The 12,245-nt window shown below is 53.7% G+C and carries 14 protein-coding genes; 6 read left to right on the forward strand and 8 right to left on the reverse strand.

The features are described 5' to 3' along the window. Positions 1 to 16: 16 nt before the first annotated feature. From clpX to tig, 3 genes are all read right to left on the reverse strand, one after another. Positions 17 to 1,291, reverse strand: a complete 1,275-nt coding sequence (clpX, locus tag AC3GOJ_RS03155) for an ATP-dependent protease ATP-binding subunit ClpX (protein ID WP_488236011.1) — start codon at positions 1,289 to 1,291, stop codon at positions 17 to 19. 34 nt (positions 1,292 to 1,325) lie between these two features. After that, a complete protein-coding gene (gene clpP, locus AC3GOJ_RS03160; protein WP_488236012.1) occupies positions 1,326 to 1,979 on the reverse strand; it encodes an ATP-dependent Clp endopeptidase proteolytic subunit ClpP in 654 nt (217 codons plus the stop codon). Between the two features lie 236 nt (positions 1,980 to 2,215). Next, positions 2,216 to 3,547 (reverse strand): trigger factor, encoded by a 1,332-nt coding sequence (tig, locus tag AC3GOJ_RS03165; protein ID WP_488236013.1) that lies wholly within the window; start codon positions 3,545 to 3,547, stop codon positions 2,216 to 2,218. A gap of 191 nt (positions 3,548 to 3,738) precedes the next feature. On the opposite strand from tig, the gene AC3GOJ_RS03170 reads away from it, so the two are divergent. Next, a complete protein-coding gene (locus tag AC3GOJ_RS03170; RefSeq protein ID WP_488236014.1) occupies positions 3,739 to 4,614 on the forward strand; it encodes a Tim44 domain-containing protein in 876 nt (291 codons plus the stop codon). 133 nt (positions 4,615 to 4,747) lie between these two features. Here the strand turns inward: AC3GOJ_RS03170 and AC3GOJ_RS03175 are convergent, their stop codons facing one another. From AC3GOJ_RS03175 to AC3GOJ_RS03185, 3 genes are all read right to left on the reverse strand, one after another. Beyond that, complete coding sequence (locus AC3GOJ_RS03175; protein ID WP_488236015.1) at positions 4,748 to 6,037, reverse strand: patatin-like phospholipase family protein; 1,290 nt, start codon at positions 6,035 to 6,037, stop codon at positions 4,748 to 4,750. Positions 6,038 to 6,132: 95 nt separating this feature from the next. Further along, positions 6,133 to 6,870, reverse strand: a complete 738-nt coding sequence (locus AC3GOJ_RS03180) for a prepilin peptidase (RefSeq protein ID WP_488236016.1) — start codon at positions 6,868 to 6,870, stop codon at positions 6,133 to 6,135. Positions 6,871 to 6,909: 39 nt separating this feature from the next. After that, positions 6,910 to 7,116, reverse strand: coding sequence for a hypothetical protein (locus AC3GOJ_RS03185; protein WP_488236017.1), 207 nt, complete (start codon positions 7,114 to 7,116; stop codon positions 6,910 to 6,912). A gap of 307 nt (positions 7,117 to 7,423) precedes the next feature. Here AC3GOJ_RS03185 and AC3GOJ_RS03190 point away from each other — a divergent pair, with 307 nt between their 5' ends. The 4 genes from AC3GOJ_RS03190 to AC3GOJ_RS03205 are packed head-to-tail and all read left to right on the forward strand — an operon-like array spanning position 7,424 to position 10,028. Continuing rightward, positions 7,424 to 8,029: a COG3904 family protein gene (locus AC3GOJ_RS03190; RefSeq protein ID WP_488236018.1), complete on the forward strand. Its 606-nt coding sequence runs from the start codon at positions 7,424 to 7,426 to the stop codon at positions 8,027 to 8,029. Between the two features lie 60 nt (positions 8,030 to 8,089). Next, positions 8,090 to 9,322, forward strand: coding sequence for a DUF3300 domain-containing protein (locus AC3GOJ_RS03195; RefSeq protein ID WP_488236019.1), 1,233 nt, complete (start codon positions 8,090 to 8,092; stop codon positions 9,320 to 9,322). A gap of 44 nt (positions 9,323 to 9,366) precedes the next feature. Next, the gene (locus AC3GOJ_RS03200) at positions 9,367 to 9,729 is read left to right on the forward strand and encodes a Rap1a/Tai family immunity protein (protein WP_488236020.1); all 363 of its coding nucleotides are present in this window, start codon (positions 9,367 to 9,369) and stop codon (positions 9,727 to 9,729) included. 23 nt (positions 9,730 to 9,752) lie between these two features. Further along, positions 9,753 to 10,028 (forward strand): YMGG-like glycine zipper-containing protein, encoded by a 276-nt coding sequence (locus AC3GOJ_RS03205; protein ID WP_488236021.1) that lies wholly within the window; start codon positions 9,753 to 9,755, stop codon positions 10,026 to 10,028. A gap of 83 nt (positions 10,029 to 10,111) precedes the next feature. Here the strand turns inward: AC3GOJ_RS03205 and AC3GOJ_RS03210 are convergent, their stop codons facing one another. Continuing rightward, positions 10,112 to 11,161, reverse strand: a complete 1,050-nt coding sequence (locus AC3GOJ_RS03210) for an NAD(P)-dependent alcohol dehydrogenase (RefSeq protein ID WP_488236022.1) — start codon at positions 11,159 to 11,161, stop codon at positions 10,112 to 10,114. A 218-nt stretch (positions 11,162 to 11,379) separates the two neighbouring features. Between AC3GOJ_RS03210 and AC3GOJ_RS03215 the strand changes: the two genes are divergently transcribed. Beyond that, positions 11,380 to 11,766, forward strand: a complete 387-nt coding sequence (locus tag AC3GOJ_RS03215; protein WP_488236023.1) for a BLUF domain-containing protein — start codon at positions 11,380 to 11,382, stop codon at positions 11,764 to 11,766. Positions 11,767 to 11,877: 111 nt separating this feature from the next. Here the strand turns inward: AC3GOJ_RS03215 and AC3GOJ_RS03220 are convergent, their stop codons facing one another. After that, entirely contained in the window at positions 11,878 to 12,213 is a 336-nt protein-coding gene (locus AC3GOJ_RS03220) for a hypothetical protein (protein WP_488236024.1), read from the reverse strand. Between the last annotated feature and the right edge of the window lie 32 nt (positions 12,214 to 12,245).

The raw sequence follows: 12,245 nt of genomic DNA on the forward strand, positions 1-12,245 counted from the left end.
CCAGGCGCCATTCAGATTAACCTGCCTGGGCCTGGGCACCTTCCTGCAAGACGTACAGCGGTTTACTGTCGCCAGTGATAGCAGCTTCTTCCACCACGACTTTGGCGATGTCGGTGCTGCCGGGCAATTCGTACATGGTGTCGATGAGGGTGGCTTCCACGATTGAACGCAGACCCCGTGCGCCGGTTTTGCGCTCCAGTGCACGACGGGCAATGGCCTTCAGCGCTTCCGGACGGAACTCCAGCTCAACACCTTCCATCTGGAACAGCTTCTGGTATTGCTTGGTCAGTGCGTTTTTAGGTTCCGTCAGAATGCGAATCAGCGCATCGGCTTCGAGCTCATCAAGCGTGGCCACCACCGGTAGACGACCAATCAGTTCCGGAATCAGACCGTATTTGATAATGTCTTCCGGTTCAATCACCTTGAGCAAGGTCGTGATGGCTTTTTCTTCTTTGCCACTGACCTCAGCACCGAAACCGATACCGGTCTTCTCTGTGCGGTTACGAATGACCTTGTCGATCCCTTCGAAAGCACCACTGCAGATAAACAGGATATTGGTCGTATCCACCTGGACAAAGTCCTGGTTCGGGTGCTTGCGCCCCCCCTGCGGCGGAACGGATGCCACCGTCCCTTCGATCAGTTTGAGCAGTGCCTGCTGCACGCCCTCACCCGACACGTCGCGGGTAATCGAGGGGTTATCCGACTTACGTGAGATCTTGTCGATTTCATCGATGTAGACAATCCCCTGGCGTGCCTTTTCAACATCGTAATCGCATTTCTGCAGTAGCTTCTGAATGATGTTTTCCACATCTTCACCCACATAACCGGCTTCGGTCAGGGTGGTGGCATCCGCCATGACAAACGGCACATCGAGCAGGCGTGCCAGCGTCTGGGCCAACAACGTCTTGCCGGAACCGGTGGGTCCGATCAGCAGAATATTGGATTTGGAAAGCTCGACGCCATCATCTTTAGCCTGTGGCAGGCGCAGGCGCTTGTAATGGTTATAGACGGCCACGGCCAAAATCTTCTTGGCGGCATCCTGACCAATGACATATTCGTCGAGCGTTTCGCGGATTTCACGCGGTGTGGGCAGCCCTTCTTTTGCAGCACGCACCTCTTCTTCAACCTCGTCCTTAACGATGTCGGTACACAACTCAATGCACTCATCACAGATGAAGACGGACGGTCCGGCAATCAGCTTTTTGACCTCATGCTGGCTCTTGCCGCAGAAGGAGCAGTACAAGGCCTTGTCAGCGTCTTTGCTGGTATCGCTCGGTTTATCTTTACTCATGAATCATTCCTTCAAACTCTTCTAATGACCTTGCTCAGGCCGCTTCGCCGCGCTTACCCAGTACCTTGTCGATCAGACCGTAAGTGACGGCTTCATCGGCCGACATGAAGTTGTCGCGGTCGGTATCCCGTTCAATACGCTCGACATCCTGCCCCGTGTGAGCCGCCAGCATGTTATTGAGCTTGGCGCGCAGAGAAAGGATTTCCTTAGCGTGGATTTCGATATCCGAGGCCTGCCCCTGAAAGCCCCCCAACGGCTGATGAATCATCACACGCGAGTTCGGCAGCGAGAAACGTTTGCCCTTGGTACCGGCAGTCAGGAGGAACGCCCCCATGGAAGCAGCCTGCCCCAGACACAGGGTAGAGACATCCGGCTTGATGAACTGCATGGTGTCGTAAATCGACAGACCAGCCGTCACCGATCCGCCAGGCGAGTTGATGTACAGGTGGATATCCTTATCGGGATTTTCAGCCTCAAGGAACAGCAGCTGGGCTACCACCAGGTTGGCGCTCAGATCATTGACGGGCCCGACCAGGAAGACGACGCGTTCACGCAGCAGACGCGAGTAAATATCGAATGCACGTTCGCCACGGCCGCTTTGTTCAACCACCATGGGCACCAACCCCACCATTTGCGGGTCTGGATGCGACTGTACTAGGGTCTCGACAAGGCTGTTATGGGTATACATGTGTGCTCCTGGGGTAAAACGATCACTAAATTAGACGATTGAACGTAATCATGCCGCAAATGCGGCAGTTTTTATCGCATTTTTGGGGGAATTTGCCAACAAAAACGACTGAGAAATGGCACAACAGCGACGTCGCAGCTCAAATCAAGGACTTAGATGGGGGTAGTACCCTGAAAAAGCAACCGGCCGGGACAAACCCGGCCGGTTTTCACTGCCAAGAATCTGCTAAAAGCCGATCAGAGGCCTTGCTGACCCATGATGTCATCGAAATCGATGGTTTTGTCGGTCACTTTGGCGCGGGCCAGGAACCAGTCAACCACGTTCTGTTCCAGAACGTCCGACTCGATACCGCTCATGCGCTGGCGATCCTGCTTGTACCACTGGGTCACTTCTTCCGGATGCTGATAGGTTTCGGCGATCTCGGCAATGCGCGCATCCATCTGGGCTTCGGTCGCAATCAGATTTTCCTTCTCGACCAGATCGGCCAGGATCAGGCCCATACGAACGCGCGGCAGTGCGCGCTCCTGGAACCACTCCGGCTGCAGCGGAATATCACCCTTCATGCCGCGTTGCTTCATGTCTTCGCGAGTACCCTGCATCAGACGGTAGATTTCCTGCTCGACCAGCGCCTTCGGCACGGCGATCGGGTTCAGGGCATCCAACTTTTCCATCACGGCTTCACGCAGACGCTGGTGAATACGCTTCTTCACTTCACCCTTTAGGTTCTTTTCGATTTCTGCCTTGAGGTCATCGGCCTTGCCGCTTTCAATACCCATGGCCTTAACGAATTCTTCGTCCAGCTCGGGAATCACCGGACCCTGCACCTGCTTGACGGTCAGATCAAACTGCACGGTCTGGCCAGCCAGGTCAGCATTACCGTAATCAGCCGGGAAGGTCAGATCAAAGGTCTTGCTGGTGCCAGCCGTGGAACCTTCAATGGCGGCTTCAAAATCGGGCAGCAGCGTCCCCTTGCCCACGACCATCGGGTAATCTTTGGCTTCGCCACCGGCGAACGGCACGCCGTCCTTTTTGCCAAGGAAGTCGATCACAACACGGTCTTCCTTCTGGGCGGCGCGGGCGGCATCTTCATAACGGACACGCTGCTTACGCAGGATGTCGATGGTTTTTTCCAGGTCGTCGGCAGTCACTTCGTGAACCGGGCGCTCGATGTCGGCGCTGGTCACATCGGCCAGCGTAAACTCCGGATACAGTTCGAAAGTGGCGGCAAAGGTCAAGGTTTCCCCCAGGGCATCACCCTTCGGTTCAATGCGTGGGTAACCGGCAACCTTGAGCTTCTGCTGGGTAATAGCTTCGCCAAAAGCGCGGCCAACGATCTCATTCAGCGCTTCATCACGGGCTTGCAGGCCATATTGCTGCTTGACCACCTTGGCCGGGACCTTACCCGGGCGAAAACCGGCGATTTTCAGGGTCTTGCCCATACGCGCCAGACGTGCGTCAGTCGCGGCTTCCAGTTCCTTGGCATCAACAGTCAGATCAATCGTACGCTCTAGCGGCGAGACTTCAACCTGGGCGACCGGGGCTTCCTGCACGGTTTCGGTGGTGCTCATGAATTCGTTCCTAAAGAATGAGGGCAAAACAACGGCAAAACTTGCCAAACCGCTGATTATATCCGAAGCCGCCGGCCGGATGTAAGGGCCCGGCATTACAACGCATCACCTGACTTAAGGTTGCCCTAATAATTCTTGCCAATTTAACGCTATGCTCACACTCATAACTAATGACACCCATGGAGACCATGATGAAACGACTCGCTTTATTCGTAGCCGCAGTGGCCGTCGGCCTGACCATGGCCGCTGGCAATGCAGAAGCCGCCCGCATCGGCGGCGGCAAATCCGTTGGTATGCAACGCCAGATGGCCCCGGTCAGCAAACCCGCAACAGCAGCCCCACCCCAGACAGCTGCGCCGGCGCCCGCGGCAAGCGCGGCCAAAACGCCGGGTGCACAAACCCCAGCCGCTCAACCCAAGCGTTCCTGGATGGGCCCCTTGGCCGGTCTGGCGGCTGGCTTGGGCTTGGCCGCACTAGCCAGCTATCTGGGTTTTGGCGAAGAAATGGCCAACATCATGATGATTGCGCTGATTGCTTTTGCCGTGATGGCGGTTATCGGCTTCTTCCTGCGTAAGCGGGCAGCCAGCCAGCAACCGGCCATGGCCGGTGCCGGTGCACCTTATAACGCGCCGACGTCGATGTACCAGAACCCGAGTGAGGCCATGGGCAGCAGCGATGCCGCCGCCCGCCATATTCCGGCCGAATTTGACACCGATGGGTTTATCCGCAATGCCAAGGTGGGTTTCATTCGCCTGCAAGCGGCGCACGATGCCGGCGACCTGGCAGACATTCGCGAATTTACCTCGCCGGAAATGTTCGCCGAGATCCGTATGGACCTGGACCAACGCCAAGGCACAGCTCAGAAAACCGATATCGTCTCGCTGAACGCCGAGATACTGGAAGTGGCTGAGGAAGCCAGCCGTTATGTCGTCAGCGTCCGCTTCACCGGCATGCTGCGTGAAGAAGTGAATGCCGCACCGGCTGCCATTGACGAAATCTGGCATCTGACCAAGCCGATCAGCGCCCAGGGTGGCTGGGTATTGGCGGGCATCCAGCAGGTTCAGTAACAGACACTCACGGTTTACCCCGGGAAATCAACGAGCATTGCATCAGAGCTCACCCTAACCTCCCAACAGCGATTTCCCGGTTTGCCCCTGTGCTGCTTCATGCAGCCAGGGGCTTTTTCTTGGGTCGATCTGTTTAATTACCCTGTTTGGCTGGCGTGGCAGGTTTCGGAATCGGCAAACCTGCTTTCTTGAGGGCAGCATCCTGCCTGATTACATGGGCGCGAACGGCCGCATTCAGAGCATGGCTGTAACCTGGCGGTACCGTCGCCCAAGGATAACCGGCAAGCCCCAGGTTGAACGCATAGTCGTAAAGCGCATTCATGTATTTCGGATCAAATTCCTTGGTATGCGGCATATCGAAATCTGGACCGATATAGGCCAGGTTAAAACCCACGCCGTCACGCTGGGTCAACAGGTACGTTCGGTCAATATCGTCGAGCCCCTGCACCTGTATCAATTGATCAACGGCACGCGCCATAATGTTAAGCGTATTGCGCTCTATCTGACGCCAGTCGGAATCAAGCCGGGAGTTGCGGATGAGATAGGCCTGACGGTCCTTGTAGGGGCTAACCACGCCCTCGCGCAGAGCAGCCACACTCAAGGCTGTTGGATAGAGAAAGAGCTCGGCACTGGCCCCACCATCGACATGCATTTCCTGATAACGCTTCCCGTCAGCGATGACATCGATCATCACCGGCGGAAAAGCACCAGGAATCGAGGCGGAAGCCAATAGAATCTTGCGGAAGAGCTGCAAGGATTCCGGCGTCCCTACGCCCGCCAATCGACCCATGTTCCAGACGACCGGCACGCCCGCATCCAGATTGGTGGTCACAATAATTAACCAGCGGTTGCGCAGGGTGTATTCATCGCTAATCTTCTGAAGCAGCTCCGGAGTAACATATTCCGAAATTAGCTTATAGAGCGGTGAGGTATCGGCATAGGCATCACTGAACAACACGCCGGTCAAACCGCGCTCAATGAAAATATTATTTTGATCAACTTCAGTAAACGTTCGCTTCAGGACAAAATCGTATTCAGAGCCCAGAAAAGCAAAAGGGGCAATCATGGCACCGGTGCTGACGCCGGACACCAGAAAAAACTCTGGTCGATCGCCTCGTTTAGTCCAACCACTTAGCAGACCTGCACCAAATGCCCCGTTATCGCCCCCACCCGACAATGCCAGATAGTTGGCGACTTTGGCATTCCGCTGATATTGGACATCGGTGATGCCTTTTCGCATATCGTTAACCATGTCTTCGATGCCGGCCTGAGACCAGATCTTATAGCGCACACCCGGCATGTTCTCGATCATCGTGTCGGAAGTCAGCGCCTTCGGTACGGCACTTTCACGTGGCAACGTAGTACATGCCGTCAGACCGGTGACAAGGACACACCAGGCCAACGCATGGCGCAACTTCGGCATCCGGATTCTTAGGATCATGGTCTAGTCACTCGATAAATTGGGCGAAAATCGGCAACCGATTTATGATCGGTCATTAATCTATTCACGATTTTATATCATCTGGTCGTTGCAAAAAGCATGATTCCGTACGCAAGAATCATGGCTGGCCCAAAAGGGAATTCTTCCTGTATACCGATCTTGCGACGAGCCAGAAACCGGCACACCAAAACACCCGTGATGGCCAGTATTGCCGCGACCAGCATGACATACGGCAGCAACCATGGCCCTGACCAAGCCCCCATCGCCGCCAGTAATTTCAGGTCACCCATTCCCAACCCCTCACGCTGACGAATCAGGCGATAGACATGTGCCAGCAGCCAAAGCGGGAGATATCCTGCGACGGCCCCGATGACTGCCATTTCCAGCCCTACCGTGCTGGTTTCCGGCCAAAGCTGGATCAGCAGGCCGAGCCAGAGTAAGGGCAGGGTCATCATGTCCGGTAATAAACGGGTCTGGTAATCAATAAGCGCCAGTGCGATCAGCGTCCACCCATTGATCATCCAGAGCATAGCGACGACAGTTTCCGGATATTGCCAAAGCACCCATAGCGCAATCGTTGTGACTAGGGTAACGGCAACGAGGGATTTTTTACTCAACGAGGGAATGCGGACAAAGGGCTCAGGGGCTAGAGCAGTCGGCATAGTCAGAGACGGGTCCACTGCCTGCTCCAGAAGAACGGCTTTGCGCCAATGAGCTTCTTCAAAGCGCAGCCATTCGGGATACCAGACAATAAGACGGGATACACACCAGCCACCAGCAATAATCCAAAGGCACCAGAACCACGGACTGCTCATGACCCGCCCTCCTCAGGCAGCTTCGAACGACAACAGTGATCAGAGCTTACTCAGATCAACGCCCTGCTTAGCGGCAAGCTCCTGAAAATCGAGGAACACCCGGCGTTTACGCAGCTCGGCTTCATCGTCAACTGATTCACGTCGACGAATCTCTTCCGGCAGAATTTGTAATAATTCTTCGAGTTCTTCAAGACTAAAACGGCTAAGGTCCATAATTTGGAGCGCAGATTGAATAGAATGGCGCATGCAGATTCGACATTGTAACTGGTTAGACCATCAATTCACGTGATTCAATCAAAACAAGACTGACATCAAAGCGCATGCTGAAACCTACTTTATGAGCGCAGAGATGCTGAGACGTCACAGCTCATTTGAATTATCCTGCGGCATCTTGGTGCTCATACTCGGATTTTTGGTAAATACCCCCTGTAAAGCTGCACCGTCTGACACCCAGATAATCAGGATACATGGGCCCATTACGGCGCAGACCCAAAGCAAACTCTCCGAACAGTTAGGCAAAAGGTCAAGCGTCAGCGCGTTTATAGATGAGCCTTTGCCCGCAGGCCTGATCGTCCTGCTTAACAGCGCCGGAGGCGATGGCGAAGTTGCCATGGCCATCGGACGACGATTACGTCAGTCGAATGCACATATTTTCGTAACAGGCCGCTGTGACAGCGCCTGTGTCTTCATTCTGGCCGGTGGCGTAGTTCGTGCCGGCATCCCCGGTGCCCTTGGGGTGCATGCCGGCCGACTCACACAAACCAACCCAGAAGGCCGCATCACTCGCGAAATCGATGCCAGGCAGAACCTGAACGATTCTTTCAGGCTGACCGACTTCAACAGCCAGGTCAGGCATTATTTCCGGGACATGGGTATCGGGCCCGGCCTCCTGGATCTCATGCTCGCGCACCAGACAAAATCGGTATACCGCCTAAGCCCCGATGAAATCTCCCGGTACAACATTTATGGTTTTGACACTCACTACCTGAACCAACGGGTCACTTTCTACAATAAAGCCTATGAAAGCCTCAACATCAATCAAACCAAGCTCCTGAGCCGTACGATGAATGTGCCGGTGAAATGCCGCGAGAATATCGCCAACAACGCTGCCTTTATTTCCTGCTATCAGCAAGTGATTGAAAACACGTCCAACCCATAGAATCCATCAGATTTATTCAGATAGAATTACTCAACTTAACAGAGATCAGGTGATGAACATATGTCTCAACACATAAAATTCTCCATGCCTTCGCGCCTGCTGGTAGGACTGATGTCGGTCGCTCTGGCAATGCCGGCAACAGCCCCACTTGCTTACGCACAAGATACGCAACAATCCGGCAACTCGCAGATGAGCCAGGCTCAACTGGCTGCTCTGGTCGCACCGATTGCGCTTTACCCGGATCCGCTTGTTGCTCAGGTACTGATGGCATCCACCTACCCGCTGGAAGTGGCTGAAGCGTATAACTGGCAGAAAGCCAACAGTCGCCTTAAAGGTGATGCGCTCAACCAGGCGCTGCAACAGCAGAACTGGGATGCCAGCGTCAAGTCGCTCGTATCCTTCCCGCCAGTACTTGGCATGATGGGATCACAGCTGAGCTGGACGCAGGAGCTTGGTAATGCCGTTCTGGCCCAGCAATCCGATGTCATGAACGCCATTCAGGCGCTGCGGGCCAAGGCCAAGGCCTCGGGTGCACTCCAGTCAAACAGCCAGCAGACTGTCAGCACTCAGGGCAGCGGCAGCAATGAAACCATTGTGATTCAACCGGCTAACCCGCAGGTGGTATACGTTCCTTCGTATAACCCGAGCGTTGTTTACGGTGGATGGCCTTACCCTGCCTACCCACCCTATGCCTACTACCCGCCTGGTTATGTCGCTGGCACCGCCCTGCTTTCCTTTGGTGTCGGCATGGCAGTTGGCGCGGCTCTCTGGGGTGGCTGCCACTGGGGTGGTGGTGGTTGGGGGGGCGGGAACTCTCTCACCGTCAACAACAACAACTTTAACAACTTTAACCGCAACACCAATAACAACTGGTCCGGCGGTAACCGCAGTGGCACGAGTAATTGGCAAGCCGATTCCCAACGCCGTGCAAATAACATGAGTGGTGGCGGCAATCGTATGGGTGGGTCGGGTGGCGGCGCAGGCAGCCGCGACGCTGAACGAGACCAGCTACGGCAGAATCTGGATCGCGGCGGCCTGAGTGGCGGTGATCGCTCAGGCGCTGATCGAGGTGGAGAGCGCACTGGTGGTGACCGTGGTGGATTTAGCGGGGGTGATCGCTCGGGTGGCGACCGCACGGGCGGCAGCCGAGACCCAGGCGGATTCGGTGACACACACCATGCCAATTTTGGTGGCAGCGGATCTCACTTCGGCGGTGGTGGTAGCGGAGGTGGATCTCACTTCGGCGGTGGCGGCGGTGGTGGCGGTCACTTTGGCGGCGGCGGACGTCGCTAATCTCCCTATGTATACAGAATAATCTTTCAGATAAGGAATATCCCATGAAAAAAACACTTCTCACCGCTACTGCTGCAGCACTGACGCTGGGCTTTACTGCCAGCGCACACGCCAATAAAGCGATGAGCACCGAAGAGCTGGTCAGCTATTGTTCGGGCACAGACGGCACCTTTGTCACTTGTGAAATCTACGGCCAAGCTGTGTACGACACCTATCTGGTTTACAGCCAGCACAGAAAATCACCCAAGTTCATCTGCGTAAACCAGCCAGCTCCCCCGCGTAAAGAGGTCATCCAGGAATACGTCAATTGGGCTAAAGCCAACCCGAAATATGCCAAGGCACCGGCAGCCGACACTATCCTGCGCTTTCTGGGTGGTCGCTTCCCCTGTGGCAAGGCTGGCAAGTAAGCATTTAGATTGGAACATTCAATATGATTAAGAAATCCCTGTTAATGGTGCCTGTTGCCGCACTGGCTCTGACTGGTTGCTCAGGTATGAGTGACACACAACAACGCACGCTATCAGGTGGTGCTATTGGCGCAGCCGCCGGAGCTGGCATCGTCGCCATTGCCGGCGCCAATCCGATCTGGGGTGCCCTGGGTGGTGCGGTTGTCGGTGCCGCTGGTGGTTACGTGTATGACCAGTACGAGAAGTCCAAGCAACGTGAATACAACGAAGGCTACCAAGCCGGCAAGAGTTCGAATTAAGTCTTCTTGTTGTGAGTTCCAACAAAAACATAGGCACCTGAGGGTGCCTATGTTTTTATGTCAATGTGAACGTCAACGAGATGTCATCCTAAAGACTGCATATCCACGACAAAGCGGTATTTGACATCGCTTCTCAGCATACGTTCATATGCTTTATTGATATAGTCCATCGGAATTGTTTCAATATCCGAGACGATGCCGTGCTTTGCACAGAAATCAAGCATCTCCTGCGTTTCTGCAATGCCGCCAATCAGTGAGCCGGCAAGATGACGGCGCTTGAAGATCAGGCTAAATACTTGAAAACCGGGATGGGGTCGATCGGGTGCGCCAACCAATGTCATGGTGGCGTCTTTTTTCAGGAGCTGCATATAGGGATCCAGCTCATGCGGGGCGGCAACGGTGTTGAGTATAAAATCCAATTGACCGGCATACTTGGCCATCTGCACCGGATCCTTAGAGATACAAACTTCACTGGCCCCCAAGCGTTTCGCATCTTCGACTTTGCTGGCGGATGTAGTAAATAGCACTACGTGAGCCCCCATAGCATGGGCGATCTTAACACCCATGTGCCCTAACCCACCCAGACCAACGATCCCAATTTTTTTGCCGGGACCGGCCCCCCAATGCTTAAGCGGTGAGTATGTCGTAATACCTGCGCAGAGCAAAGGCGCGACGGCAGCGAGGTCCTTTTCGTCATGGGTGACTTGGAGGGCAAAGGACTCTTTGACCACAATTTGCTGCGAATAGCCGCCAAACGTGTTCTCGCCACCGAAGACGGGGCCGTTATAGGTGCCCGTGAAACCGGATTCACAATATTGTTCTTCACCCTCTGTGCAGGAAACACAACGACCACAGCTATCGACCATACACCCGACACCCGCCAGATCACCGACTTTGAATTTGGTGACATTCGCACCAATCGCCGTGACACGGCCAACAATTTCGTGGCCCGGCACCGATGGGTAGATGGTGTTCTTCCATTCGTTACGGGCAGTATGCAGGTCGGAGTGGCAGACACCACAGAAAAGAATATCAATCTGAACGTCATCGGCAGACAGTGCGCGGCGCTCAATCTCCATGAATGCCAGAGGGCTGGAAGCGCTTTGTGCGCCAAAGGCTTTTACTTTACGCATGAACTCACCCTACCACTTTAAAAATTTTGATGATACTGCAAGTTCCCCTAAGCCTCTTCAGTATCAGATAAGTGACTGCCTTCTCACTTTCATTTGAAACACACCCTATTGCTCAAAAAAGATATTTTTGGGTGTTTTTATCAAAATGTTCAATTTTTGGATGGACAAACCAACTATTCTTCAATATTCTTTACAGAACAATAAATTGACTTAATATTATGTTAGAGAGACTGGTTTACCGCTCCAAAGGTGCGGGCAGCATTGGAAGCCTGAGCCTTTTTAATCTGCTTTCGCAAGCGCGCGTCAAAAATGCCCAACTCGATATTACAGGGCATCTCATTTTTGACGGGGAGTATTTTACGCAATGGATTGAAGGCCCAAGTGCGTCTCTGGATGCGCTCTGGCAATCTCTGCTCAAAGACGAGCGACACACGGAGATTATGCTGATTTCTCGTACAGCCACAGACGAGCGCCGATTTGGATCGTGGACCATGGCTTTTAGCAGTTATTCATCGCTTAACAACTTCAAAATTTCGGGTTTCTTTCCTGTAGATCAAGCATCGATTCAGCAAGCGATAGAGGGTCTTACAAGCCCCATAGATTAGTAGGACTCGAGAGAACGCCTGCGTTTTCGATTATTCACACCACCTATTGATCTTTATGACGTACATCGCCTGAACTACTGAAACCCTCTGACACCTTACTTTGAAATTGCTTCAAAGATAGGGGCGCTCCGAATCCTGAAGCGGATATTGATCTGCAACGTAACCATGGCCTTTCATAACTTTGACAATGACAGCCACAATTGCAACAGTAAACAAGGCCGTCCAGTAAAATACCAAGATTGCAATTACGGCAATATCAATGCTGATGTGGGTGAGTTCAATGTCTATGAGACGTGGGTTCCATTGAAAAAGTCTTGAAAAAATTGAGGGTTCGACAAGGAAAAGCGAGCCCCAAAGCCACCACCATGGAAGCGATCTGAGGATACGAGTTTCTCGGCCTGGTGGTTCTGGACGTGGTCCAGGTAAACGTGTTCCCAAGTTTTGCATGATTGATTTGCCTCCATTCTTTTATAAGGTAG

Source organism: Fluviibacter sp. (assembly GCF_057744235.1).